Source organism: Streptomyces sp. P13-3-3, from assembly GCF_050571355.1.
GTDB classification, from domain to species: Bacteria; Actinomycetota; Actinomycetes; order Streptomycetales; family Streptomycetaceae; genus Streptomyces; species Streptomyces althioticus.
In genome coordinates, this window is the sequence record NZ_CP192228.1 from 722,000 (window position 1) to 746,627 (window position 24,628).

At 73.2% G+C, this 24,628-nt stretch carries 21 protein-coding genes; 11 read left to right on the forward strand and 10 right to left on the reverse strand.

The genetic code is table 11. The annotated features are described in order from the left end of the window. Positions 1 to 8: 8 nt before the first annotated feature. From ACQZOG_RS03415 to ACQZOG_RS03425, 3 genes are all read right to left on the reverse strand, one after another. Complete coding sequence (locus ACQZOG_RS03415) at positions 9 to 812, reverse strand: ABC transporter permease subunit (RefSeq protein WP_051724573.1); 804 nt, start codon at positions 810 to 812, stop codon at positions 9 to 11. Further along, positions 809 to 1,756 (reverse strand): ABC transporter ATP-binding protein, encoded by a 948-nt coding sequence (locus tag ACQZOG_RS03420; RefSeq protein WP_033276179.1) that lies wholly within the window; start codon positions 1,754 to 1,756, stop codon positions 809 to 811. The genes ACQZOG_RS03415 and ACQZOG_RS03420 overlap by 4 nt, the downstream gene beginning before the upstream one ends. A gap of 80 nt (positions 1,757 to 1,836) precedes the next feature. After that, positions 1,837 to 2,514 carry a TetR/AcrR family transcriptional regulator gene (locus ACQZOG_RS03425; protein WP_430741266.1) on the reverse strand — a complete coding sequence of 226 codons (678 nt, stop codon included), beginning with the start codon at positions 2,512 to 2,514 and terminating at the stop codon, positions 1,837 to 1,839. A gap of 67 nt (positions 2,515 to 2,581) precedes the next feature. Between ACQZOG_RS03425 and ACQZOG_RS03430 the strand changes: the two genes are divergently transcribed. The 3 genes from ACQZOG_RS03430 to ACQZOG_RS03440 all read left to right on the forward strand — a co-directional run bounded on the left by ACQZOG_RS03430 (position 2,582) and on the right by ACQZOG_RS03440 (position 6,389). After that, complete coding sequence (locus tag ACQZOG_RS03430; protein WP_245657324.1) at positions 2,582 to 3,994, forward strand: MDR family MFS transporter; 1,413 nt, start codon at positions 2,582 to 2,584, stop codon at positions 3,992 to 3,994. Between the two features lie 136 nt (positions 3,995 to 4,130). Further along, positions 4,131 to 5,306 (forward strand): 4-hydroxybenzoate 3-monooxygenase, encoded by a 1,176-nt coding sequence (locus ACQZOG_RS03435; protein ID WP_193455177.1) that lies wholly within the window; start codon positions 4,131 to 4,133, stop codon positions 5,304 to 5,306. A 195-nt stretch (positions 5,307 to 5,501) separates the two neighbouring features. Continuing rightward, positions 5,502 to 6,389: a Bax inhibitor-1/YccA family protein gene (locus tag ACQZOG_RS03440; RefSeq protein ID WP_058916667.1), complete on the forward strand. Its 888-nt coding sequence runs from the start codon at positions 5,502 to 5,504 to the stop codon at positions 6,387 to 6,389. A 100-nt stretch (positions 6,390 to 6,489) separates the two neighbouring features. Here ACQZOG_RS03440 and ACQZOG_RS03445 read toward each other — a convergent pair whose 3' ends face one another. After that, positions 6,490 to 6,720 carry a DUF4287 domain-containing protein gene (locus ACQZOG_RS03445; protein ID WP_033276183.1) on the reverse strand — a complete coding sequence of 77 codons (231 nt, stop codon included), beginning with the start codon at positions 6,718 to 6,720 and terminating at the stop codon, positions 6,490 to 6,492. Positions 6,721 to 6,821: 101 nt separating this feature from the next. Between ACQZOG_RS03445 and ACQZOG_RS03450 the strand changes: the two genes are divergently transcribed. After that, positions 6,822 to 7,133: a hypothetical protein gene (locus ACQZOG_RS03450; protein WP_093554203.1), complete on the forward strand. Its 312-nt coding sequence runs from the start codon at positions 6,822 to 6,824 to the stop codon at positions 7,131 to 7,133. Between the two features lie 48 nt (positions 7,134 to 7,181). Here ACQZOG_RS03450 and ACQZOG_RS03455 read toward each other — a convergent pair whose 3' ends face one another. The 3 genes from ACQZOG_RS03455 to ACQZOG_RS03465 all read right to left on the reverse strand — a co-directional run bounded on the left by ACQZOG_RS03455 (position 7,182) and on the right by ACQZOG_RS03465 (position 10,977). Further along, positions 7,182 to 7,958, reverse strand: a complete 777-nt coding sequence (locus ACQZOG_RS03455; protein WP_430741267.1) for a hypothetical protein — start codon at positions 7,956 to 7,958, stop codon at positions 7,182 to 7,184. 280 nt (positions 7,959 to 8,238) lie between these two features. Beyond that, entirely contained in the window at positions 8,239 to 9,459 is a 1,221-nt protein-coding gene (locus ACQZOG_RS03460) for an acetyl-CoA C-acetyltransferase (protein WP_033276186.1), read from the reverse strand. Positions 9,460 to 9,951: 492 nt separating this feature from the next. Next, entirely contained in the window at positions 9,952 to 10,977 is a 1,026-nt protein-coding gene (locus tag ACQZOG_RS03465; RefSeq protein WP_033276247.1) for an SGNH/GDSL hydrolase family protein, read from the reverse strand. Positions 10,978 to 11,141: 164 nt separating this feature from the next. Here ACQZOG_RS03465 and ACQZOG_RS03470 point away from each other — a divergent pair, with 164 nt between their 5' ends. Next, on the forward strand, positions 11,142 to 12,530 hold the full coding sequence (locus ACQZOG_RS03470; RefSeq protein ID WP_033276187.1) for a cystathionine beta-synthase: 1,389 nt from the start codon (positions 11,142 to 11,144) through the stop codon (positions 12,528 to 12,530). A 532-nt stretch (positions 12,531 to 13,062) separates the two neighbouring features. Here ACQZOG_RS03470 and ACQZOG_RS03475 read toward each other — a convergent pair. Both ACQZOG_RS03475 and ACQZOG_RS03480 read right to left on the reverse strand, forming a co-directional pair. Then, positions 13,063 to 13,488 (reverse strand): hypothetical protein, encoded by a 426-nt coding sequence (locus tag ACQZOG_RS03475; RefSeq protein ID WP_033276188.1) that lies wholly within the window; start codon positions 13,486 to 13,488, stop codon positions 13,063 to 13,065. Between the two features lie 112 nt (positions 13,489 to 13,600). Next, positions 13,601 to 15,328 carry an LCP family protein gene (locus tag ACQZOG_RS03480; RefSeq protein ID WP_203550684.1) on the reverse strand — a complete coding sequence of 576 codons (1,728 nt, stop codon included), beginning with the start codon at positions 15,326 to 15,328 and terminating at the stop codon, positions 13,601 to 13,603. 282 nt (positions 15,329 to 15,610) lie between these two features. Between ACQZOG_RS03480 and ACQZOG_RS03485 the strand changes: the two genes are divergently transcribed. Together ACQZOG_RS03485 and ACQZOG_RS03490 are read left to right on the forward strand one after the other, a co-directional pair. Further along, complete coding sequence (locus ACQZOG_RS03485; protein ID WP_033276190.1) at positions 15,611 to 16,453, forward strand: MurR/RpiR family transcriptional regulator; 843 nt, start codon at positions 15,611 to 15,613, stop codon at positions 16,451 to 16,453. A 147-nt stretch (positions 16,454 to 16,600) separates the two neighbouring features. Then, positions 16,601 to 17,185, forward strand: a complete 585-nt coding sequence (locus tag ACQZOG_RS03490) for a hypothetical protein (RefSeq protein WP_033276191.1) — start codon at positions 16,601 to 16,603, stop codon at positions 17,183 to 17,185. A gap of 371 nt (positions 17,186 to 17,556) precedes the next feature. Here ACQZOG_RS03490 and ACQZOG_RS03495 read toward each other — a convergent pair whose 3' ends face one another. Beyond that, on the reverse strand, positions 17,557 to 18,954 hold the full coding sequence (locus ACQZOG_RS03495) for a diaminopimelate decarboxylase (protein ID WP_430741268.1): 1,398 nt from the start codon (positions 18,952 to 18,954) through the stop codon (positions 17,557 to 17,559). 120 nt (positions 18,955 to 19,074) lie between these two features. On the opposite strand from ACQZOG_RS03495, the gene hutU reads away from it, so the two are divergent. The 4 genes from hutU (at position 19,075) to hutI (ending at position 24,624) form a co-directional block, all read left to right on the forward strand. Beyond that, a complete protein-coding gene (hutU, locus tag ACQZOG_RS03500; protein WP_430741269.1) occupies positions 19,075 to 20,739 on the forward strand; it encodes a urocanate hydratase in 1,665 nt (554 codons plus the stop codon). A 116-nt stretch (positions 20,740 to 20,855) separates the two neighbouring features. Beyond that, positions 20,856 to 22,058, forward strand: a complete 1,203-nt coding sequence (locus tag ACQZOG_RS03505; RefSeq protein WP_193455181.1) for an allantoate amidohydrolase — start codon at positions 20,856 to 20,858, stop codon at positions 22,056 to 22,058. Then, positions 22,055 to 23,398, forward strand: coding sequence for a formimidoylglutamate deiminase (locus ACQZOG_RS03510; RefSeq protein WP_193455182.1), 1,344 nt, complete (start codon positions 22,055 to 22,057; stop codon positions 23,396 to 23,398). Before ACQZOG_RS03505 ends, ACQZOG_RS03510 begins: the two co-directional genes overlap by 4 nt. 32 nt (positions 23,399 to 23,430) lie before the next feature. Then, positions 23,431 to 24,624 (forward strand): imidazolonepropionase, encoded by a 1,194-nt coding sequence (gene hutI / locus ACQZOG_RS03515; protein ID WP_193455183.1) that lies wholly within the window; start codon positions 23,431 to 23,433, stop codon positions 24,622 to 24,624. Positions 24,625 to 24,628 lie beyond the last annotated feature (4 nt).

Consider the following 24,628-nt stretch of genomic DNA (forward strand, 5'->3'; position numbering starts at 1 on the left):
CTTCCGGGTCAGATGTCGCGGGTCTTCAGCAGCCACCACGAGACGCCGCCCAGCGCGGCGACCCAGGCGAGCAGGACGACGACCGCCGTGCCGACGCCGTACGGTCCGTCCGCGATCCCGGCGCCGCGCACGACGTCCATGGCGGCGAACGGCATCCAGTCGGTGAAGCCGGACACCCCGTCGGGCAGGAACGCCGGGAAGATCTGCGGGCCGAGCTGGAACACGCCGAAGTACAGCGTGATCGCGGCCGCGGCGTTGCGGACGAGCGAGCCGAGCACCAGCCCGAAGAGCGCGCCGAACGGCAGCAGGAGCGTTGCGGCGAGCACGCCCCAGAACATCCGGGTGTCGAACAGCGACATGCCCGCCGCGGAGGGGATCGCGCCGGTGATCCGGGTGAGCAGGTACAGCAGCACGGACATGACCGCGCCGAGTGCCGTGGTCACCCCGGTCAGGACGGCCGCCTTGGCGAGGAGCAGTCCGGTGCGCCGGGGCGCGGCCACGACGCTCGCCCGGATCGAGCCGCTGCTGTACTCGCCCGTCACGACGAGCACGCCCAGGACGATCAGGGTGAGCACCCCGAGCGGGTAGACGGCGGTGAAGCTGAACGGGATGTCGGCCGCGGCCCCGTCGCCGAGGGTCTGTCCCTCGATCAGGAGATAGGCGCTGAGACCGGCCACGAAGGCGAAGGACGCGGCGAGGGTGATCCGCAGCGACCGGACCGACCGGAGCTTGGTCCATTCGGAGAGCAGCAGCCCCTTGGCGGTGACGCGGGCGGTGCCGAGGTCCGGCGCGGGCGGGGTGGCGGCGGTCATCGGACGGACTCCAGGGGTGCGGAGGTGCGGGGTGCGGCGCCCCCGGGCGTGCCGTACTCGACGGCGTTGCGGGTGATCTGCATGAAGGCCTCCTCCAGCGTGATGCGCCGGGGGGAGAGTTCGTGGAGGGGGATGCGGTGGGCGCTCGCGATCTCACCGATCTCGCGGGCCGAGCGGCCCTGGACCTCCAGCGTCTCCGCGTCCAGGGAGGTCACGGTGGTGTCCGCGCCCTGGAGCACGGACGCGAGAGCGGAGGCGGCCGGGGTGACCACGCGTACCGACGCGGGGGCGACGGAGGCGATGACGTCGGAGACGGTGCCGGTGGCGAGCAGCCGCCCCTGGCCGATCACCACCAGGTCGTCGGCGATCAGGGACAGCTCGCTCATCAGGTGGGAGGAGAGGAACACGGTGCGCCCGCGGGCGGCGTACCCGGCGAGCAGCCGGCGCAGCCACAGCACACCGTCCGGGTCCAGGCCGTTGACCGGCTCGTCCAGGACGAGGACCTCCGGGTCGCCGAGCAGGGCGGCGGCGATGCCCAGCCGCTGCCCCATGCCCAGGGAGAAGCCGCCGGCCCGCTTGTGCGCGACCGGGCCCAGGCCGACCAGGTCGAGCACCTCCCGCACCCGGGACCCGGGGATGCCGTGGGTCTGAGCGAGGGCGAGCAGGTGCGCGTGGGCGGAGCGGCCCCGGTGCACGCCCTTGGCGTCGATGAGCAGGCCGACGTGGCGCAGCGGGTCGGGCAGGTCGGCGTACCGGCGCCCGCCGACGGTGATGGTGCCGGAGGTGGGGTGGTCGAGGCCCACCAGCATGCGCAGGGTGGTGGACTTCCCCGCGCCGTTGGGGCCGAGGAAGCCGGTGACGACGCCGGGCCGCACCGTGAAGGAGAGGTCCTCCACGGCGGTCCGTTCGCCGTACCGCTTGGTCAGGTGTTGAGCGACGATCATGTTTCACCACGTTAGGAACGGGTCCGTTTTCGGGCATCGGCCCGCGGTATCCGGCTCGCCGGCCCGTGGATACCGCGGGATTAGTCCCGCGGTGCCTGCCGGGACCCGGCTTCGGCGCCCGTGCGCGAACCGGGTCCGGTCACGGCGTGGACGAGGGGCAGGAACACCTCGTCGACGATCTCCTCGACGGCCTCGTCGGTCGCCGAGGACTGTGTGACCAGCACCTCGTTGGCCAGCAGGTCGAAGGCCACGTTCCGGACGCGGAGCGGGACGTCCGCCGTGGCGATCTCGCCCCGGTCGCGGGCGCGTTCGAGGACGGTCCGCATCCGGCTGCCGCGGCTCTCGGTGAGCCGGCTGCGCAGGTCGGCGAGCGTGGGCGCGTCGCGGTCGGCGCCGTCCAGTCGCGCGGCCAGCTGGATGGCGATGCGCGCGCGGGCGTCGTTGGCGGCGTGCATGAGGGCGACGACGTCCCCGCGCAGGGAGCCGGTGTCGGGGGCCGGCGCGTGGATGTCGGCGCCGAGCCGGGAGGCGGCCGCGGCGAGGGCCAGGTCGCGTTTGGCGGGCCAGCGGCGGTAGAGCACGGCCCGGCTGGTGCAGGCCCGCTCGGCGACCGCGTCGTAGGTCATCACCTCGTAGCCGGACTCCATCAGCTCGGCCCAGGCGGCGTCCAGCAGCGCCTTCTCCAGCTCCGCGCCGCGGCGGCGCCGCTTGGGCGCGTGCGGCGCCTCGCCTGCGGCCCCTTCCTCGTTAAGAGACATTGAGTTTCCTATTTCCTCGACGTACTCTCCCTTAGAAGATACACCGTGTCTCTTAAAGAGGTTCGAAGTGAGTACGAAAGCACCTGAAGCGGACGTGAGGAGTGAGGAGCTCACCTCAGAGGTGTGGCCGGTCGCCTGGACCGTCGTCGTCGGCGCGCTGGGCGTCCTGTTCGGAACGACCATCGTGGCCGTGGCGATCGAGCCGCTCGCCGGGATCCTGGACGTCCCCCTGGCGACGATCCAGTGGATCAGCACCGGCTACCTGCTGGCCCTCGCCGTCGTCATCCCGATCGTCCCGTGGGCGCAGCGGCGCCTCGGCGGCAGGCGCCTGTGGATCCTGGGCCTGCTCGTCTTCCTCGCGGCGTCCGTGCTGAGCGCCCTGGCGTGGGACGCCACCTCGCTGATCGCGTTCCGCGTGCTGCAGGGCGTGGGCGGCGGCATCCTCATGCCGATGATGTCCACGCTCGTGATGCATGCGGCGGGCGGCAAGGGCCTCGCGCGTGTCATGGCCGTCGTCGGCATCCCCGCCTCCCTGGGCCCGATCCTCGGCCCGGTGCTCGGCGGGATCGTGCTGGACCGGCTCGACTGGCGCTGGCTGTTCCTGGTCACCGTCCCCTTCGTCCTCGCCGGCATCGCCCTCGCGCTGAAGTACCTGCCCAAGGACGAGGAGACCCGCCCCGCGAAGCTCGACGTCACCGGGTTCGCCCTCATGTCCTCGGGCCTGGCGGCCGTGCTGTACGGACTGAGCGACGCCAGCAGGGACGGCGGGTTCCTGCACCCGGACGTGCTCGTCCCCGTGTCGGCGGGCCTGGCCGCGACCGGCGTCTTCACCTGGCGCGCCCTGCGCCGTAGGACGGACGCGCTCGTCGACCTGCGGCTGCTCCGCCACCTGCCGCTGTCGTCCTCGACGTTGCTGCTGTTCCTCTCGGGCGTGGCCCTCTACGGCGCCATGCTGCTGATCCCGCTGTACTTCCAGCAGCTGCGCGGGATGACGCCGCTCGTCGCGGGACTGCTGCTGATCCCGCAGGGCGTGGGCACCCTGCTCAGCCGGACCCCGGCGGCACGCCTGTCCGAGGCGATCGGGTCCCGGTGGGTCGTGGTCGCGGGCTTCGTGCTCGTCGTGATCGGCACGGTGCCGTTCCTCGGCGCCACGGCCCACACCGACCTCGTCCTCATCAGCGTGTTCCTGTTCGTCCGCGGTCTCGGTCTCGGCGCGGTGACCGTGACCCTCATGGCCCTCGCGTTCGAAGGGCTCGCCCGCGACGAGGTGCCGCACGCGAGCGTCATCAGCCGCATCGGCCAGCAGCTCGGCGGCTCCTTCGGCACGGCGGTCCTCGCGGTGACGCTCCAGGCCGCGATGACCACGGCGTCATCTCCCGCGCTCGGCTTCCGGCACGCGTTCTGGTGGGCCCTCGGCTTCACCCTCCTCGCGGTGCTCGTGTCCTTCGCGATCCCCCGGGGGAGCGGCAGGCGCGGGTGAAGCCCGGTGGCGGCCGAGCCGGCGGTCGAGCAGGGCGGGCCCGGCGCGGCAGCGACCGGCGCCCGTGCGGCCCGTTGACACCTCGGTGGGTGGGGTCGGAGACTCGCGGGCGGGCGTGGGCGAAGGGGGGCGACCGGTGCGTACCACCGTGGGGATCGTGGGGGCCGGTCCCGCCGGGCTGATGCTGGCGCGGCTGTTGCGGCTCGCGGGCATCGACTGCGTCGTCCTGGAGTGCCGCGACCGCGCCTACGTGGAGCGGAGACAGCGGGCCGGGGTGCTGGAGCAGGGCACCGCCGACGCGCTCAGGGCGGCCGGGGCGGGGGAGCGGCTGGACCGCGAGGGCCTGCCCCACGACGGCATCGAGCTGCGGTTCGGGCGGCGCCGCCACCGCGTCGACTTCCCGGACCTCACCGGCGGCCGCCGCGTCACCGTCTACGCTCAGACCGAGGTCTGCAAGGACCTCATCGCCCTCGCCGGGACCGACGGTCCCCCCGTGCTCTTCGAGGCGGAGGTGCTCGCCGTCGAGGACGTGGACACCGACGCCCCGCGGATCCGCTTCCGCCGCCACGGCCGCGAGGAGGCGCTGGAGTGCGCCTACGTGGCCGGCTGCGACGGCTTCCACGGGGTGTGCCGGGCCGCCGTCCCCGCCGCCGTCTCCCGCGTGCACGAGCGCAGCTACCCGTACGCCTGGCTGGGCGTCCTCGCCGACGTGCCGCCCTCCCACGACGAGCTGGTCTACGCCCGCCACGACCGCGGCTTCGCCCTGCTGTCCATGCGCTCCCCGACCGTGTCCCGCCTCTACCTCCAGGTGCCGGAGGACACCAAGGCCGAGGAGTGGACGGACGAGGAGATCTGGGACGAGCTGGCCCTCCGCCTGGAGACCGCCGACGACTGGAGACTGGAGCGCGGCCCCGTCACCCAGAAGTCGGTCACCCCGATGCGCTCCTACGTCCACGAGCCCATGCGGTACGGACGTCTCTTCCTCGCCGGTGACGCCGCCCACATCGTGCCCCCGACCGGAGCCAAGGGCCTCAACCTCGCCGTCGGGGACGTCGTGGTCCTCGCCCGGGCCCTGGAACACGAACGGCGCACCGGCTCCACCGAGCTCCTGGACGCCTACTCCGCGACCTGCCTGCGCCGCGTCTGGCAGGCCGAGCGGTTCTCTTACGACATGACCACGCTGCTGCACCGGGACCCCGGCGCCACCGCCTTCGACGACCGGCTGCAGCTCGCCCGTCTGGACCGGATCGCCACCAGCCGGTCCGCCGCCGCCGACCTCGCCGAGGGCTACACCGGACTCCCCCTCGGGTGATCACTGTCTCCGGCCGGTTCCGGGCAGGTACCGGCTCGGTACCGGTCCGTCACCTGCCGTGAAGGGAATCACCAGGACGCGTAGCGTGTTGCGCAGCACAACAAGGGAAAGATCCTCCCCAAGCATTAGGGTCATTCCTTTGCCTACCTATTACTCTTGAGCCAAGGCCGCACCGAGTGGCCATGGAGGAGTGAAATGAGGAGCAGTAACCCGGTCTTCTCGCGACGGGGGTTCGGCCGCGACAACGGCTACGCGGGCTTCAACACCGCGCCGCAGGCCGGGGGCCCCGCAGTCGCCACGCAGGCCAACCCGTACGCACAGCCGACGGGCAACCCGTACGCCCAGAACCCGTACGCGCAGCAGCAGCAGTACGGCGCGCCGCCGCAGGCCCCCGCCACGGCCGGCCGCATGACCATCGACGACGTCGTGATGCGCACGGGCACCACGCTCGGCGTGCTGATCGTCACCGCCGCGCTCGCCTGGGCGCTGCTGCCCGTCGACGACGCCAACATCGGCCGGTCCTACGGCATCGGCATCGGCTCCGCGCTGATCGCCATGGTCCTGGGCTTCGTACAGGCGTTCAAGCGCAAGGCGTCGCCCGCGCTGATCCTGACCTACGCCGCCTTCGAGGGCGTGTTCCTCGGCGTCATCTCCAGCGTCGTCGACAACCGCATCGCCGACGGCGCGGCCATGCAGGCCGTGCTCGGCACCATGGCGGTGTTCGCCGGTGTGCTGGTGGCCTACAAGGCCGGGTGGATCCGCGTCAACCGCCGCTTCTACGGCTTCGTGATGGCGGCCGCCCTCGGCTTCATCCTGCTGATGGCCGTGAACCTGCTGTTCGCGGTGATCGGCGGCGGTGACGGCCTCGGCTTCCGCAGCGGCGCCCTCGGCGTCCTCTTCGGCGTCGTCGGCATCATCCTCGGCGCCTGCTTCCTCGCCCTGGACTTCAAGCAGGTCGAGGACGGCATCGCCTACGGCGCCCCGCGCGAGGAGGCCTGGCTCGCCGCCTTCGGCCTCACGCTGACGCTGGTGTGGATCTACCTCGAGTTCCTGCGGCTCATCTCGATCCTCAACAGCGACTGACGCTTCGGCGTCCGCCGCACGGCATGACGAAGGGCCCCGGTTCCGACCGGGGCCCTTCGCCGTGTCTCGGGTCCGTTCCGGGGGACGGGCCGGGCGCCGGCTAGAGCAGCCTGCGCGCCGCCCTCCGCAGGTCGTACTCGTGCACGATCGCCTTGGCGTGGCCGTACGCCAGGTCGTACTCGTGCCTCAGCCAGCTGACCTTCTCCTCGAAGCGGACGAGCGCCGGGCCTTCTTCGACGGTGCGCAGCCAGTCGGAGATCTCACGACCGGTGCAGTGCGGGATGCGGGCGAGCATGTTGCGATGGGTCTCTGCGGAGAAGACTTGGGACATCGGCGCCTCCGGACGCTGGGATACAAGCCGGTCCTTCAGGTCACCGTGCCCGAGCGCCCGTCCGTTGGCAACAGTCCTGCCGCGCCGCGTACGCTCGCCGCGTGGTTGATACGACGCCCTTCACCCGTGCCGTGGATCATTTCGCCGACCGTCTGCGGGCCGCGCCGCAGAGCCGGCTACAGCGGGGAGCGGCGGCCGAGGCGCTCGCGCTGGCCAGGGAGTTGGCGCGGCGCACCCAGCATGTCGAGGAGCCGGGCACCGAGCCGCGCGAGATGCCGGACGCCGGCATGTTCGCCGCCGCCGACCAGATCACCGTCGCCGGACACGACTTCGCCCTCGTGCTGAAAAGCGACGAGGAAGTGGCCGAGGCCGCCCGGCTCGTGGAGGAGGCACGCGAGCGCGCGGGTGTGTGACCCCGCGAGGGGCGTGCGCCGGGCGGTGATGGGGCGCGGCGCCCCGCGCTACAGGGACGCGATGACGCGGTCCGCGAGGATGTAGACGCTGTCCTCGCCGCAGGAGAACGTCAGCGTGTACGCCCCGGAGATGCCGGAGCCGCCCAGCAGGAACGGCGTCTCGCCCGCCCGCAGCGCCTCGGCCAGGCGGTCCGCGGTCTCGCGGTGCCCCGGCGTCATGCAGAGCGTGGTGCCGTCGGCGAACACGTACACGTCCAGGGTGCCCAGCGGGCCCGGACGGACGTCGGTCAGCTCGGTGCGCGCGGCCGCCAGCTCCTCCAGCACCTCCACCGTGCGCTCGTGGTCGCTCACGACCGGCGAGGAGTGCGGAACGAAGTCCGGGTGCGAGGGGTGACGGCGGCGGGCCGCTGCCAGCTCGGGGGAGTCCCCGGCGTGCTCCTCGGTGTCGGCGCCGGGCTCGGAGACCGGCTCCAGGCCCGCGAAATCGGCCTGCCGGGGCAGGAACAGCTCGCTGTCGGGCAGACCCAGCAGGGACGGGCCCTCGGAGGCGTCACGCGCCTCCTGGGCGGCCCAGAACGCCCGTGCCTCGGCCAGCTCGCGCTCCCGCTCCTCGGCGAGCGCCTCCGCGACCGCGGCGCGTATCTCGTCCGGTCCCGCCGAGCGGGCGTGCGGGACCTCGGCACGGCCCGTGGCCCGGCTCCTGGCCAGCTCGGTGTGCAGCGCCGCGACCTGTCGACGCAGCACCAGCACACTGCGCAGGACGGCGACGCCCACGGCTCCGGTGGCGGCCGTGGTGATCAGCAGGGCGATCGGCATGGCGCTCACTGACGTACTCCCGGTTCACAGTCGACCCCCGACTTCCTACATCAGCTTGAAGGGCGGACTAACCATCTGTCAGTGCGTAACGTCACGAATCGGACAGTCCGGCGGGGTGTAGGCACCTGATGCGGCTTCCGTGACCTGCGCCGATACCCCTCCCGCGAGGCGTAGGTCACATCCTGGGGGAATTTGGATCACAGAACGGCCCGGCACCCCGGAGAACGGGGGTGCCGGGCCGGAATCTCACGCAGCGTGCCGCCCGGGTGACTCAGCGGCGTGACCGGTCTCAGCTCAGGCGCTCGATGACCATCGCCATGCCCTGGCCGCCGCCGACGCACATGGTCTCCAGACCGAACTGCTTGTCGTGGAACTGCAGGGAGTTGATGAGCGTGCCGGTGATGCGGGCGCCGGTCATGCCGAAGGGGTGGCCGACGGCGATGGCGCCGCCGTTGACGTTCAGCTTGTCCAGCGGGATGCCCAGGTCCTTGTAGGACGGGATCACCTGGGCGGCGAACGCCTCGTTGATCTCGAACAGGTCGATGTCGTCGACGGTCAGGCCGGCCCGCTGCAGGGCCTGCTTGCTCGCCTCGACCGGGCCGAGACCCATGATCTCCGGGGAGAGGCCCGAGACGCCGGTGGACACGATCCGGGCCAGCGGGGTCAGGCCCAGCTCGCGCGCCTTGGTGTCGCTCATGACGACCAGCGCGGCGGCGCCGTCGTTCAGCGGGCAGCAGTTGCCGGCGGTGACCAGGCCGTCGGGGCGGAAGACGGGCTTCAGGCCGGAGACGCCCTCCATGGTGACGCCGGCGCGCGGGCCGTCGTCCTTGCTGACGACCGTGCCGTCGGGCAGCGTCACCGGGGTGATCTCGCGCTCCCAGAAGCCGTTCTTGATGGCTTCCTCGGCGAGGTTCTGCGAGCGGACGCCGAACTCGTCCATCTCCTGACGGGTGACGCCCTTCCAGCGGGCGAGGTTCTCCGCGGTCTGGCCCATCGCGATGTACGGGTCGGGGACCAGGCCGTCCTCGCGCGGGTCGTGCCAGGTGGTGCCCTCCTGCTGGGCGACCTCGGCGGTGCGGGCCTCGGCCTCGGCGAACAGCGGGTTGCGGGTGTCCGGGAGGCTGTCGGAGTTGCCCTTCGCGAAGCGCGAGACCGTCTCGACGCCGGCCGAGATGAAGACGTCGCCCTCGCCGGCCTTGATCGCGTGCAGCGCCATGCGGGAGGTCTGCAGCGAGGAGGAGCAGTAGCGGGTGATGGTGCAGCCGGGGAGGTGGTCCATGCCCATCTGCACGGCGACGACCCGGCCGAGGTTGTTGCCCTGCTCGCCGCCGGGCAGGCCGCAGCCGAGCATCAGGTCGTCGATGTCCTTCGGGTCCAGCTCGGGGACCTTGGCGAGGGCCGCCTGGATGATCGTGGCGGTCAGGTCGTCCGGCCGCAGGTCCTTGAGCGAGCCCTTGAAGGCGCGGCCGATGGGGGAGCGGGCGGCGGAAACGATCACGGCTTCGGGCATCACGGCTCCAGAGTGAAGAGGGTGCGGCGGGGCGCTGGGCGGCGTCCGTTGGGAAGTTACCCGGCCGTATGACAGGGGTCACGGGTGTCGGGGTGTGAGATGGGCCGCAACTTTCTAAGCGCTTGCTTTTTTATGGCCCCGCTTCCAGCGACCGTGACGGAAGCGCCCCTTCAGGGGCGCGGGGAACTGCGCGCTCAGCCACGGAGGCCCCGCACCCGGCGTCGGAGGGGTGCCGCTGCGCCCACCCGTGCCGCCCTGGGGGTCCCCCCAGGCCATTAAGGCACTGGGGGAGGCACGACTGCCCGCAGCTGGGGCGGTACGCCCCTACAAGGGGCGCGGGGAACTGCGCGATCAGGCACAGACCACCCGCCCCCGGCGTTGCAAGGCGGCACGACTGCCCGCAGCTGGGGCGGTACGCCCCTTCAGGGGCGCGGGGAACTGCGCCCCCGGCCACATACCACCCGCCCCGGCGTCGCAGAAGCGCGAGGTGGGTCACGGCGACGGCTGCGTCGACGGCTCGGGCTCGGATTCCGTGACCCGCCGGCGCCGACGGCGCTTCAGGAGGGCCCAGGCGCCCCGAGGCCCCGTCGGCATCGCCGCCGTGACCTCCGTACCCGCCTCCGACGCCGCCTCCGCCGCCGCCCGCGCCACCGGCAGGAACCCCTCGCGGCGGGCGGCGTCCGGCCGGTCCTCCTCCGGCCACAGTCCCAGCGCCGCGCACACCGTCGGCAGCACCGCCATCGCCGCCGTCGCGTACCCCTCCGCCGAGGGGTGGTAGCTGTCCGGGCCGAACAGCTCCCGCGGGTTCGCCGCGAACTCCGGCCCCAGCAGGTCGCCCAGCGACACCGTGCGCCCGCCCTGCTCGACCACGCCGATCGTCTGCGCCGCCGCGAGCTGCCGCGAGGCCCGGCGGGCCATCCAGCGCAGCGGCTGCCGTACCGGCTCGATCGTGCCGAGATCCGGGCACGTGCCGACCACCACCTCCGCGCCGGCCGTCCGCAGCCGCCGCACCGCCGAGGCGAGGTGGCGCACGGACCGGGTGGCCGGCATCCGGTGCGTCACGTCGTTCGCGCCGACCATGATCACGCAGATGTCCGGCACCCGCGACGGGTCCGCCAGCGCCAGACTCACCTGCCGGTCGAGGTCGTCCGAGCGGGCCCCGGGCACCGCCACCGTGGACAGCCCCACCGGACGCTCCGCGATCGCCGCCACCCCGGAGGCGAGCAGCGCGCCCGGCGTCTGCCCGGCCCGGTGCACGCCCTGCCCGGCGGCCGTGGAGTCGCCCAGCATCGTCAGTCGCAGCGCCGGCTCACCCGGCACCGTGTAGGAGGCGCCGTACAGTCCGTCCGCGGTGGGCACGTGAGGTGACGTGCCGTTGCCCACACGGCGCCGGGCCAGCTGCGCCTCCGCCAGCAGCAGCCCCACGGCCGCCGCGCCCACCAGCCCGATCCCCCCGCCGCCGTACGCGGCGCCGGCCGCGATGCGCCGGGCCACTCGCGCCCTCGACATGCCCGTCATGCTCGCCGCCACCTCCTCGTAGCCGTACACCCAGGTCTTGCCCCGTACGGACGGTGGTCCAATCCCGACAGGGAGTGAACGACCCGGCCGGGTCCGGCTCCGGGGAGGGCCTAGGCTGGCATCACCACCACGACCACCTCTTTTGCAGCAGTCCGGAGACAACGGTGCAATTCCACGACTCGATGATCAGCCTCGTCGGCAACACCCCGCTGGTGCGGCTCAACAGCGTGACCAAGGGCATCAGGGCCACCGTCCTGGCCAAGGTGGAGTACTTCAACCCGGGCGGCTCCGTGAAGGACCGCATCGCCCTGCGCATGATCGAGGCGGCGGAGAAGAGCGGGGAGCTGAAGCCGGGCGGCACCATCGTCGAGCCGACCAGCGGCAACACCGGCGTCGGACTCGCCATCGTGGCCCAGCAGAAGGGCTACAAGTGCATCTTCGTCTGCCCGGACAAGGTCTCCACCGACAAGATCAACGTCCTGCGCGCGTACGGCGCCGAGGTCGTCGTCTGCCCGACTGCCGTGGCCCCCGAGCACCCCGACTCGTACTACAACGTCTCCGACCGGCTGGTCCGTGAGACGCCGGGCGCCTGGAAGCCGGACCAGTACTCCAACCCCAACAACCCCCTGTCGCACTACCACTCCACCGGCCCCGAGCTGTGGGAGCAGACCGAGGGGAAGATCACGCACTTCGTGGCGGGCGTCGGCACCGGCGGCACCATCTCCGGCACCGGCCGCTACCTCAAGGAGGCCAGCGACGGCCGCGTCAAGGTGATCGGCGCGGACCCCGAGGGCTCGGTGTACTCCGGCGGCTCCGGCCGTCCGTACCTGGTGGAGGGCGTCGGCGAGGACTTCTGGCCGACCGCCTACGACCGTGAGGTCGCGGACGAGATCGTCGCCGTCTCCGACAAGGATTCCTTCCAGATGACCCGCCGGCTCGCCAAGGAGGAGGGCCTGCTGGTCGGCGGCTCCTGCGGCATGGCGGTCGTGGCGGCGCTGGAGGTGGCCTCCCGGCTCGGCGAGGACGACGTCGTCGTCGTACTGCTCCCCGACAGCGGCCGCGGCTACCTCAGCAAGATCTTCAACGACGAGTGGATGGCCGACTACGGCTTCCTCGAGGACAACGGCCCGAGCGCCCGCGTCGCCGACGTGCTGGACGACAAGGAGGGCGGCCACATCCCGTCCCTCGTCCACATGCACCCCGACGAGACCGTCGGCCAGGCCATCGAGGTGCTGCGCGAGTACGGCGTCTCGCAGATGCCGGTCGTCAAGCCGGGCGCCGGTCACCCGGACGTGATGGCCGCCGAGGTCGTCGGCTCGGTCGTCGAGCGGGAGCTGCTGGACCACCTGTTCAGCAAGAGCGCTTCGCTCGACGACCCGCTGGAGAAGCACATGTCCGCGCCGCTGCCGCAGGTGGGCTCCGGTGAGCCGGTCGCGGACCTGATGGCGGTGCTGGGCAAGGCGGATGCGGCGATCGTGCTGGTCGAGGGCAAGCCGACCGGGGTGGTCAGTCGTCAGGACCTGCTGTCCTTCCTCGCCAAGACCGGCGCGTGAGGTAGCCGTCCGCGGCGGGACGGGTGACCGATCGCGCAGTTCCCCGCGCCCCTGAGGGGGGCGGTGCGGTGTGATGCCGTCTGCGGCGCGGTGGGGGCTTGGCGCGCAGTTCCCCGCGCCCCTGGGCGTGCTGCGGTGGACGCGCCCCGAAGGGGCGCGGGGAACTGCGCGAGCGACCCACGACGACCCGCGCCCGGGTCCCGGACCTCAGGAACGCGGTCCGTCCCGTGCGGGACTTCCCGCAAGTGGTACGAGCACGTCACGCCCGCGCAGCACCCGGTTAACACAGCTCCGGCACAGTGGTGGATGTCGGCGGGACGGGAGCGGCTCCCCGGACCGGCCGACGGCCACACGGCGTCGAAGGACCTCCGGAGCGGCTCCCGGACCTCCATGGACGCCTGTGAAACGCACTACGCCCGTGGCGCAGCGCGTGTTCGCGGGGACCGCCGTCGTCCCGCCCCCCGGCAACGGGGGTGCGGCGGTCCCCGCGCAAACTCTTTCCCCGGCGCGTGCGCCACGCACCCCCTGCGGCTCAGTCCTCCCAGGCGTCGTCGTCCCGTGCCGAGCGGCGGCCCCGGAACAGCGCCGGGTTGCCGCGCACGACCTGGACGACGTTCACGCCGACGATCCCCGCCCAGGCGACCAGCAGCCCCGGCAGGTCGGCCACGCCCCCGCCGATCGCGGACAGCGGCACCGCCAGCACCATCGACACGATCCCGAAGCCGAACCGCTCGCCCCAGGAGTCCGTGGCCTTCGGCGCCCGCGCGTCCCGGGCCGACGTCAGCCGGTGCTCGGCCAGTTGCCGGCGCACCCGGCGCTCCACGGCGCCGTCGATGCGCTGGTCGACCTTCTCCAGGAACGAGTCGATCAGGGCCGACTCGTAGTCCTCGCCCAGATCCCTGCGGGCCTGCAGGGAGGCGTGGAGTTCCTTCTTCAGCTCGGCGTCCCGCGCGTCCATTCCGGTCATGCCTCACAAGGTAGGGACGCGGGAGCCGGCGCGCACTGGGGGTAACCCCCGTTCCCGTGCTCGGGCGGGCCGCCGTCCCGCGGCCCCCGCGCGCCGGCCAGGGTCAGGCCTTGCACATCTTCTCGTCGGCCCGGGACTGCGGGACGTCGACCTTCTTCGGCGTCGCGACCGGCACCCCGGCCTTCGTGAAGTCGGGTCCGAGGGTCAAGGTCATCGGCGCGTCGCCGCCGGCCTCGGCGGTGGGCTTCATCGCGGCGGCGGGCAGGCCCATCAGGTCGGCCAGCTTGCGGGCCTGGTCCGCCTGGTCCGGGGCGTACACGAGCTGGGTGCGGGAGACCTTCGCGGGCGCGTTGCCCTGGTTCGCCGAACGGGACACCCCCTGGCTGTTCTGCAGCCAGGTGACCGTCTCCCCGGCCGCGCCCTGCGGGCCGCCGCCGTTGAGGACGTCGACGCGCACGGCGGACGCCTCGGCCCGCGCGCCCTTCAGCAGCGCGTCCTGCTTGTCCTTGGCCTTCTTCTTCTGCTTCTTCACCTCGGTGAACGACACGTCGTCCTGGAGCATCGAGAACACCTGTGGTGCCTTGGCCGGGTCCGGGACGACGGTGACGGGCCGCGGCTCGTCAGGGTTGTCGATCACCGGGAGCGTCATCAGCGTGATGTTCTTCAGGTCGATCTTGCCGAGTTCCTTGGCGAGGGTGAGCAGCTTGCCGGGGCTGCCGATGGCCTGGTCCACGGTGAGGGACTTGGTGGCCGCGTCGGCGACGTCCAGCATCTTCGTCGGGCTGCCGAGCGTGTCCTCCTTGAGGCGGCGCAGCATCGACGCGACGAACTTCTGCTGCATCCCGATCCGGTCCAGGTCGCTCTCGTTCTTCAGCCCGTGCCGGTTGCGCAGGAACGACAGCGCCTCCTCGCCCTGGATGGTGGTCTTCCCGGCCGGCAGGTCGAGCTTGGTGCCGCCCGAGGTGTCCTTCAGCGGCTCCTCCAGGCACACCTCGACGCCGCCGACCGCCGTGGACAGCGTCTTGACGGCGTTGAAGTCGAACATCATGAAGTGGTCCACGTCCAGGCCGGTGAGCTGCTCGACCGTGCGCATGGTGCAGCCGGGGTCGCGGCCCTCGACGCCGTAGGACTCGTTGAACTTGGTCCTGCCCTCCGAGCCGGGGATCGTCTTCGTCGAGCCGTCGGACTGCCGGGTCTCGCAGTCCGGTATCTCGGTCATCAGGTCCCGGGGGATGCTCACCACCGTCGCGTTGGACCGGTCCCCGGCGACGTGGAACAGCAGTGTGGTGTCGGCGTGCCCGGTCACGTTGTCCCGGTTGCCGTACGCCTCGTTGCCCTCGCCGGTGCGGACGTCGTTGCCGATGACGAGGATGTTGGCCGGGCCGTCCCCGAGGACGGTGGCGCTGCCGACGTCACCGATGTCGACGGTGTCGATGTTCCCGCCCAGGCGGTCCCACCAGTAGTACGCGAACGCCGAGCCGCCGACCAGCACCAGGCCCATCACACCCCCGGTCCACATCAGCGCCTTGCGGCGGCCGGACCTCTTCGGCTGCCTGCGCTTGCGGCGGTGCGCGTCGCGAGGGCCGTCGGGCGCGGTGTCGTCGTCCCCGTCACGCGGGCCGGGATCACGCTCCCGCGGGCCGGGATCCCGCTCCCGCGGGCCGCCGGGACGCGGGCCGGGCGCCTGCGGGGTGCGCTGGCGCGGCACCGAGGGCGCCGGGGGCGGTGCGCCGCCGTCCAGTCTCAGTTCGTAGTCACCGGTCCGCGGATTGAGCACCCACTGGTCGGCGGGATCGGCCCCTTCCGCCCGCCCACGACTCTGCGCGTCCACGCCCCCACCCACTCCTGCGCCCTGTGCCCCGTGGGGCACCTGAGTCCAAATTGCTTACATGTTCGACGACTTACGCTATCCGGCCGTTCCCGGCCGCGCGGACCTCGTGGCTAAATCGTCGAGATCCGGACGTGTCCGGGAAGAGGGCCCCGGATCCACGACATGGCGTGATCCGGGCGGGGTCCGGCGCCCGCCCGGCACGGTGCGGCGTTCGCCTGTATAACGGCATGCAGAAGTCACGACGGATGAATGGGCCGGGGACGGCCGAGGGGGAGTCAGGTCATGAGCGGCACCGAGAGCCCCGCGGCGCGTCTCCAGGCGCTCTTCGAGGGGCACCGGCTGACGCCGACCCAGCGGCGCATCGCCCACAGCATGGTGCGGCGCGCCGCCGACGTGCCGTTCCTGTCGAGCGTGGAGCTGGCCGAACTGGCCGGGGTGAGCCAGCCCTCCGTGACCCGCTTCGCGGTCGCCCTCGGTTTCGACGGCTACCCCGCGCTGCGCCGCCACCTGCGCGAGGTCGCGCCGGCCGAACCCGCCGCGGACACCGGCTCGCACAACGAGTACCAGCAGGCCGTCGAGGCGGAGATCGAGAACCTGCGCCATCTCGCGGAGGTACTGGCCGACCCCGGGCCCGTGCGGCGCGCGGGGCGGGTGCTCGCGGGGAGCCGGCCCCTGCCCGTGCTCGGCCTGCGGGCCGCCGCCGCCCAGGCGCACGGCTTCGCCTACTTCGCCGCCAAGGTGCACCCGGACGTACGGCTGCTCAACGAGGGCGGCACGATGCTGCTCGACCGGATCGACGCGGCCGTGCGGGCGGGGGCGTCGGCGCTGCTGTGCTTCGCGCTGCCGCGGCATCCGCGCGAGGTCCTCGACGCGCTCGTCCACGCCAAGGAGGCGGGGCTGACCGTCGTCACCGTCGCCGACTCGCCGTTCGCGCCCGTCGCCAAGGTGTCCGACCTGCTGCTGCCGGCCGCCGTCGGCACGGCGCTGGTGTTCGACACCGCGTGCGCGCCGATGCTGCTGGGGCGGGTGCTGCTCGAGGCGATGTGCGACGACCTGCCCGACGCGCAGGCGCGGCTGGAGGACTTCGACACCCGGGCCGCGGCGCGCGGGCTGTTCGTGGAGTGACCGGCGCGAGGGACGCGCGTCTTCTCAGACTCGTCTCAGCTTGCCCCGCTAGCGTCCGACGCACGGGACTTCCCTCGAAGGCGTTCCACAGGTAAGGGACTTCCCACAGATGGACTTCCTCAGGAATCGGAAGACGGGAGGCTGGACGTGACGCGCGGAGGACAGGGGCTGGCCCGGGTGGCCGTCGTCGTACGGGCCGGGGCCGCGCCACTGTGGTGGCTGGGAGTCGTCGCCGCGGGCGCCGGGGCGTTCGTGCCGGGCCTGACGGGGCTGCGGATCGGAGCGCTCGGCGGAGCCGCGCTGTTCCTCGTGGCCGCGGCCCTCGTGACGCTGACGCGGCGGGGCCGGTACCGCGCACTCGCCCGCGCGGCGGCCCGGGCGGGCCGGCACGACGTGCTGCAGGACCGTGCGGTCACCGCGCGCAACTGGCGCCGGGCGCACCGCTGGTGGCTGCTGCTCGCCTTCCTCGCGGCACTCGGCTCGGCCCTCGCGGCGCCCGCCGCGGCCGGAATGGTGCTCGCCGGGTGCGGGGTGGGGCTGTGGCTGAAGGCGGCGTGGATCGGCCGCCTGGAGCGGGCCGACGAGGTGCTGCTGTGGGTCCGCGTGGACTGGCTCCGCAAGGGCGCGGGCCGTCCCGCCGGCCGCGCCGTCAAGGCCTACCGCACCACGGGCATCGCCGCGGGCGACGCGGCCCCGGGCGGAGCCCGCCGCAGGCTGACGACGGCGGCCTGACGGCCCGGGCGCGTGGCGACCACGCGCCCGGGATGAACCCGCACCCCCACACGGCCGCACCGGCCCGACATCCGAACCCACGCCACGCGCGAAGGCGGCTCGCCCCGGGCCGACCGGCCCCGGCGCATGGGCGCGCCGGGCGCGTGCCGTATCCGCGCCCGGGCGGGCTCCCTGGTGCCTGCCGGACGCGGGGAGTCGGGGCGTGGGCGAGGGCCCGCTGCCCGGTCCGGTGGTGCCGGAGACGGCTTGGCGCGGCCGCGCCCGGCCGGAGGCCCTCCGCGCGCGCTGCCGGGCGCCCACCGGCCGCGCCGGACGCGTGAGCCGGGGCGCGGGTGGGCGCACGTGCGCCGTCCGGCCCCGGCCGAGGCGGCTCAGGCCAGGTCCGTCAGGGACTCCGTGTGGGCCGCGCCCGACTCCGTGACGATCTCCTCGATCGGCTGGGCCGGGCGGACCGTCGCGAAGGTGATCCCGCCCGACGGCGACTGCGCGTAGCCGAGGACGGCCGGGCGCGGGAGCGAGTTGTAGGCGTAGTGGTGCGCGAAGTAGTACGCGCCCGTGTCCAGCGCCGCCGCGTAATCGCCCTGCTCCAGCAGCGGCAGCTCCTGCCCCTGCGCCAGCAGGTCGCCCGCGAAGCAGGCGGGTCCCGCCACGTCCTGGACGACCGCCGGGCCCTCCTTGGGCAGCCCCTTCGCGTCGTACGCGGCGATCCGCAGCGGCCACGACTGCGGCGCGTACACCGTGCGCGTCGCGACCTGCACGCCCGCGTGGGTCACCGCGACCGGACGGCCGCCCGCGCTCTTGGCGTACTCCACGCGCGTGACCACCGTGCCGTGCTTGGCCAGCAGGGACCGGCCGAACTCGGTGACCAGCCCGTACCGCCCGTCGAACAGCCCCGGCACCGTCTCCTTCAGCAGCCGCGCGTACTCCGCGTACGTCGGGCCGGTCTCCTCGGAGGCGAAGTTCACCGGCAGTCCGCCGCCGATGTCGAGGGTGTCGACCTGCCGGCGTCCGGCCCGCCGGTTGATCTCCTCCGCCAGTTCGTACGTCTCCGCGACCCCGCGCGCCATCATCGTCAGGGCGATGCCCTGGGAGCCGGTGTGGGCGTGCAGCCGGGTCAGCCACGGACGGTCCAGGTATGCCTGGACCACCCACTCCCGCGCTCCCTCGTCCCGCAGCGCCACACCGAACTTCGACGTGGCCGTCGCGGTCGACAGCGCCTCGATGGAACCGCCTCCGACCTGTGGGTTCACCCGGATGCCCAGCGGCGACCGCACGTCCGTGCCGGCCACCAGCGCGTCGATGCGCTCCAGCTCCTGCGGGTTGTCCGCGTTGACGGCGATGCCCAGCCGCAGCGCCTCCCGCAGCTCGGCGGGCGTCTTCGCGGGGGAGTCCAGTACCGTGCGCCCCGGCTCCACGCCCGCGGCGCGCGCCAGCGCCAGCTCGCCCGGGCTGGCCACCTCCGCGCCGATGCCCTCCTCGCGCAGCAGCCGCAGCACCGGCACCAGCGGGCTCGCCTTCACCGCGAAGGCGTGCAGCACCGGAGTGCCCGGCGCGGTCACGGCCTCGAAGGCGGCCCGCAGGTCCGCCGCCGACTCACGGATGCCGGTGACGTCCAGCAGTCCCACGAGGGGCGCGTCGGTGTCGAGGAAGCCCTGCTCCACGGCCGCCCGCACCGCGGCGTCCCGGCGGGCCGCCCGCCCGGCGGCCCTCGGGTCGGCCCCGGCCGTCACGTCGCCCGTCCTGTCACGTATCTGCTCGTTCGCGCGCATGCATCCAGCCAAACATCCCCCGGACGGAGGTGCCGACGCACCCCCTGTATTGACTAGCTCTATTCAGCGGATGAGGATGTGAATATCTGCAGACGTCGTGTGGCCACCTGGAGGCACCCCATGTCAGGACCGCGTCCCGTCCGAGCACCGCGCGGCAGCGAGCTGAGCGCCCTGGGATGGCAGCAGGAGGCCGCCCTGCGGATGCTGCAGAACAACCTCGACCCGGAGGTCGCCGAGCACCCCGACAAGCTCGTCGTCTACGGCGGCACCGGCAAGGCGGCCCGCGACTGGCGCTCCTTCGACGCCATGGTCCGCACCCTCAGGACCCTCAAGCAGGACGAGACGATGCTCGTCCAGTCCGGCCGCCCCGTCGGCGTGATGCAGACCCACGAGTGGGCGCCGCGCGTCCTCCTCGCCAACTCCAACCTGGTCGGCGACTGGGCGAACTGGGAGGAGTTCCGCCGCCTCGAGCAGCTCGGCCTGACCATGTACGGGCAGATGACCGCCGGCTCCTGGATCTACATCGGCACCCAGGGCATCCTCCAGGGCACCTACGAGACCTTCGCCGCCGTCGCCGCCAAGCGCTTCGGCGGCTCCCTCGCCGGCACCATCACCCTCACCGCCGGACTCGGCGGCATGGGCGGCGCCCAGCCGCTCGCGGTCACCATGAACGACGGCGTCGTGATCTGCGTCGACTGCGACCCGCGCGCCATCGACCGCCGCATCGAGCACCGCTACCTCGACGTGAAGGCCGACTCCCTCGACCACGCGCTGCGGCTCGCCACCGAGGCCCGCGACGCCCGCCGCCCGCTGTCCGTCGGCGTCCTCGGCAACGCGGCCGAAGTCGTCCCCCAGCTCCTCGCCATGGGCGCGCCGATCGACATCGTCACCGACCAGACCTCCGCCCACGACCCCCTCGCCTACCTGCCCCTCGGCACCGCCTTCGAGGACATGGCCGACGCCGCCGCCAAGGACCCGGCCGGCTTCACCACCCGCGCCCGCGAGTCCATGGCCCGGCACGTCGAGGCGATGGTCGGCTTCCAGGACGCCGGCGCGGAGGTCTTCGACTACGGCAACTCCATCCGCGGCGAGGCCCAGCTCGCCGGCTACGACCGGGCGTTCGCCTTCCCCGGCTTCGTCCCCGCCTACATCCGCCCCCTGTTCTGCGAGGGCAAGGGCCCCTTCCGCTGGGCCGCCCTCTCCGGCGACCCCGCCGACATCGCGAGGACCGACCGCGCGATCCTCGACCTCTTCCCGGAGAACGAGTCCCTCGCCCGCTGGATCAAGATGGCCGGGGAGCGCGTCCATTTCCAGGGCCTGCCCGCCCGCATCTGCTGGCTCGGCTACGGCGAGCGCGACAAGGCCGGCGAGCGCTTCAACGACATGGTCGCGAGCGGCGAACTGTCCGCGCCGGTCGTCATCGGCCGCGACCACCTCGACTGCGGCTCCGTCGCCTCCCCCTACCGGGAGACCGAGGCGATGCTCGACGGCTCCGACGCCATCGCCGACTGGCCGCTGCTGAACGCCATGGTCAACGTGGCGTCCGGCGCCTCCTGGGTGTCGATCCACCACGGCGGCGGCGTCGGCATGGGGCGGTCCCTCCACGCGGGGCAGGTCACCGTGGCCGACGGCACCGCCCTGGCCGGCGAGAAGATCCGCCGCGTGCTGACGAACGACCCGGGCATGGGCGTCATCCGGCATGTGGACGCCGGGTACGACATCGCGGAGTCGGTGGCGGACGCGAAGGGTGTGCGGGTGCCCATGCGTGAGGGTGACCCCGCGTGAATCAGAACGGCACCTCTCCGGTGGGGGCAGTCGGGTCGTCGCCGACTGCGGGCTCGGCTGTGCCCACGCGTTCCGCCCCGCGGAACGACTGCCCACAGCCTGATTCGTTCCACGAGATGTGGCGGCAACTGCTGCCCGTCGGACGGAACTCGACGAGCGGCGGCTACCGCCGGTTCGCCTGGACCGGCGCCGACGCCGACTGCCGGGACTGGTTCCGCGAGCAGGCCCGCCGCCGCGGCCTCACCTACGAGGTGGACCGCAACGGCAACCAGTGGGCCTGGCTCGGAGACCCCGCCGAGGGGGACGCCGTGGTCACCGGATCGCACCTGGACTCGGTGCCCGACGGCGGCGCCTTCGACGGGCCCCTCGGCGTCGTCTCCGCCTTCGCCGCCCTCGACGAACTGCGCCGCCGGGGCGTCCGCCCGGCGAAGCCGCTCGGCATCGTCAACTTCGGCGACGAGGAGGGCGCCCGCTTCGGGCTCGCCTGCGTCGGCTCCCGGCTCACCGCGGGCGCGCTCACCGTCGACCAGGCGCACCGGCTCACCGACACCGACGGCGTCACCCTCCCGCAGGCCATGGAGACCGCCGGCCACGACCCGGACGCCATCGGCCCCGACCCCGTGCGCCTCGGCCGCATCGGCGCGTTCGTCGAGCTGCACGTCGAGCAGGGCCGGGCGCTGGACCTCACCGGCGACCGGGTCGGCGTCGCCTCCGCGATCTGGCCGCACGGCCGCTGGCGGTTCGACTTCCGCGGCGAGGCCAACCACGCCGGCACCACCCGGCTCGCCGACCGGCACGACCCGATGCTGCCGTACGCCGAGACCGTCCTCTCCGCGCGGCGGGAGGCCGAACGCGCGGGCGCGGTCGCCACGTTCGGCAAGATGGCCGTCGAGCCGAACGGCGTCAACGCCGTGCCCTCCCTCGTGCGCGGCTGGCTCGACTCCCGCGCCAGTGACCAGGAGCGACTGGACACGGTGGTCGGCGGGGTGGAGCGGGCCGCCCGCGCGTACGCCGCCGCCCACGGCGTCCAGCTCGACGTGGAGCGCGAGTCCTTCACCCCCGTCGTCGAGTTCGACCACGCCCTGCGCGACCGGCTGGCCCGCATCCTCGGCAAGGACGCTGGCCTGAAGGTGCCCGTCCTCGGCACCGGCGCGGGACACGACGCGGGAATCCTCGCCGGACGCGTCCCGACCGCCATGCTGTTCGTACGGAACCCCACCGGCGTCTCGCACTCCCCGGCCGAGTACGCCGCCGAGGACGACTGCGTGGCCGGGGTCCTCGCTCTCGCCGACGTACTGGAAGGACTGGCCGCACCGTGACCGCCACCTTGCGGACGTACTGGCTGGAACACGCCTGGCTCGGCACGCACGTCGAGCCCGGCGTCACCCTCGACGTGACCGACGGGCGCATCGCCGCCGTCCGCACCGGCACCCCCGCGCCCCCGCCCGGCGCCGAGATCCTGCGCGGACTGACCCTCCCCGGACTGGCGAACGCCCACAGCCACGCCTTCCACCGCGCCCTGCGCTCCACCGTCCAGGTCGGCTCCGGCACCTTCTGGACCTGGCGCGAGGTCATGTACGCCACCGCCGACCGGCTCACCCCGGACCGCTACCACGCCCTCGCCCGCGCCGTGTACGCCGAGATGGCGCTGGCCGGGATCACCACCGTCGGCGAGTTCCACTACGTGCACCACGCGCCCGGCGGCACGCCCTACGCCGACCCCAACGCCATGGGAGAGGCGCTTCTCGCGGCCGCCGCCGAGGCCGGCATCCGGATCACCCTCCTCGACGCCGCCTACCTCTCCTCCGGCTTCGGCCGGCCGCCCACCGCGCACCAGCTCCGCTTCTCCGACGGCGACGCGGAGTCCTGGGCCGCACGCTCTTCACTTCTCAAGGACCGGGACCACGCGCGGATCGGCGCGGCCGTGCACTCCGTGCGGGCCGTGCCCGCGGAGCAGTTGTCGACGGTGGCGCGCTGGGCCGAGGAACGGAGGGCCCCGCTGCACGTGCACCTGTCCGAGCAGACCGCCGAGAACGACGCCTGCCGGGAGGCACACGGCTGCACCCCCGCCCAACTGCTCGCCCTGCACGGCGTGCTCGGGCCGCGCACCACCGGCGTGCACAACACCCACCTCACCGCCGAGGACGTCTCGCTGATCGGCGGCAGCGGCACCGGCACCTGCATGTGCCCCACCACCGAACGCGACCTCGCCGACGGCATCGGACCCGCCGCGGCCCTCCAGAACGAGGGCTCCCCGCTCTCCCTCGGCTCCGACAGCCACGCCGTCGTCGACCTGTTCGAGGAGGCGCGCGCGATGGAGCTGAACGAGCGGCTGCGCACCCGCACCCGCGGTCACTGGACGGCCGCGGCCCTGCTGCGCGCGGCCACCGTCGACGGGCACGCGGCGCTCGGCTGGGACGACACCGGCGTCATCGAGGCCGGGGCGCGCGCCGACCTCACCACCGTCGCGCTGGACTCGGTCAGGACGGTGGGACCGCTGCCCAGGCTGGGCGCCGAGACGGCCGTATTCGCCGCGACGGCCGCCGACGTCCGGCACACGGTCGTGGCAGGCCGGCACGTGGTGCGCGACGGGGCGCACACGCTGGTCCCCGACGTGCCCGGAGCCCTCGCGCGGGCGATCCGGGAATTGCGCGCCTGACGACCCATGAGCACGCGACCCATGAGGACACCATGAGTGCCACCGTCATCACGAACATCGCCACGCTGGTCACCAACGACCCCTCCCTCCGCGACACGGACCCCCTCGGCCTGGTCCGGGACGCGGCCGTCGTCATCGAGGGCGACCGCGTCGTGTGGACCGGTGAATCAAGCAAAGCACCCGCCACCGACAACCGGGTCGACGCGGGAGGCCGCGCGGTCCTGCCGGGATTCGTCGACTCCCACTCCCACCTGGTGTTCGCCGGGGACCGCACGGAGGAGTTCAACGCCCGTATGTCGGGCCGCCCGTACAGCGCGGGCGGCATCCGCACCACGGTCGCCGCCACGCGCGCCGCGGGCGACGCGGAACTGGAGGCGAACCTCACCCGCCACCTCGCGGAGGCGCTCCGGCAGGGCACCACGACCTTCGAGACCAAGTCCGGCTACGGGCTGACCGTCGAGGACGAGGCCCGTGCCCTGCGGCTGGCCGCCCGTCACACCGACGAGGTGACCTACCTGGGTGCGCACATCGTCGCCCCCGAGTTCGCCGACGACCCGGCCGGCTACGTCGCCCTGGTCACCGGTGACATGCTGAACGCCTGTGCCCCGCACGCCCGTTGGATCGACGTGTTCTGCGAGAAGGGCGCCTTCGACGGCGACCAGGCCCGCGCGATCCTCACCGCCGGCAAGGCGAAGGGGCTGCATCCGCGGATCCACGCCAACCAGCTCTCGTACGGGCCCGGTGTGCAGCTCGCCGTCGAGCTGGACGCGGCCAGCGCCGACCACTGCACCCACCTCACCGACGCCGACGTGGACGCGCTGGCGAACAGTTCGACGGTGGCGACGCTGCTGCCCGGTGCGGAGTTCTCCACCCGGGCCGCGTGGCCGGACGCCCGGCGGCTGCTGGACGCGGGGGTGACCGTGGCGCTGTCCACCGACTGCAACCCCGGTTCGTCGTTCACCTCGTCGGTGCCGTTCTGCGTCGCGCTCGCCGTGCGGGACATGGGGATGACGCCCGACGAGGCGGTCTGGGCGGCCACCGCGGGCGGGGCGGCGGCGCTGCGGCGCACCGACGTCGGCCGGCTCGTCCCGGGCGCGTACGCGGACCTGGTGCTGCTGGACGCCCCCAGCCACGTCCACCTGGCCTACCGGCCGGGCGTCCCGCTGGTCACGGGCGTGTGGCGCCGGGGCGTACGGGAGGACGCCGAAAGGCCCCGGAACCTCTGAAAGG

Bases quoted from the DNA above. Each gene is read 5' to 3' on its own strand.
- ACQZOG_RS03415 (WP_051724573.1), bottom strand. From the start codon at position 812: ATGACCGCCGCCACCCCGCCCGCGCCGGACCTCGGCACCGCCCGCGTC.
- ACQZOG_RS03420 (WP_033276179.1), bottom strand. From the start codon at position 1,756: ATGATCGTCGCTCAACACCTGACCAAGCGGTACGGCGAACGGACCGCC.
- ACQZOG_RS03425 (WP_430741266.1), bottom strand. From the start codon at position 2,514: ATGTCTCTTAACGAGGAAGGGGCCGCAGGCGAGGCGCCGCACGCGCCC.
- ACQZOG_RS03440 (WP_058916667.1), top strand. From the start codon at position 5,502: ATGAGGAGCAGTAACCCGGTCTTCTCGCGACGGGGGTTCGGCCGCGAC.
- ACQZOG_RS03445 (WP_033276183.1), bottom strand. From the start codon at position 6,720: ATGTCCCAAGTCTTCTCCGCAGAGACCCATCGCAACATGCTCGCCCGC.
- ACQZOG_RS03460 (WP_033276186.1), bottom strand. From the start codon at position 9,459: ATGCCCGAAGCCGTGATCGTTTCCGCCGCCCGCTCCCCCATCGGCCGC.
- ACQZOG_RS03465 (WP_033276247.1), bottom strand. From the start codon at position 10,977: ATGACGGGCATGTCGAGGGCGCGAGTGGCCCGGCGCATCGCGGCCGGC.
- ACQZOG_RS03475 (WP_033276188.1), bottom strand. From the start codon at position 13,488: ATGGACGCGCGGGACGCCGAGCTGAAGAAGGAACTCCACGCCTCCCTG.
- ACQZOG_RS03485 (WP_033276190.1), top strand. From the start codon at position 15,611: ATGAGCGGCACCGAGAGCCCCGCGGCGCGTCTCCAGGCGCTCTTCGAG.
- ACQZOG_RS03495 (WP_430741268.1), bottom strand. From the start codon at position 18,954: ATGCGCGCGAACGAGCAGATACGTGACAGGACGGGCGACGTGACGGCC.
- hutU (WP_430741269.1), top strand. From the start codon at position 19,075: ATGTCAGGACCGCGTCCCGTCCGAGCACCGCGCGGCAGCGAGCTGAGC.
- ACQZOG_RS03505 (WP_193455181.1), top strand. From the start codon at position 20,856: ATGTGGCGGCAACTGCTGCCCGTCGGACGGAACTCGACGAGCGGCGGC.
- hutI (WP_193455183.1), top strand. From the start codon at position 23,431: ATGAGTGCCACCGTCATCACGAACATCGCCACGCTGGTCACCAACGAC.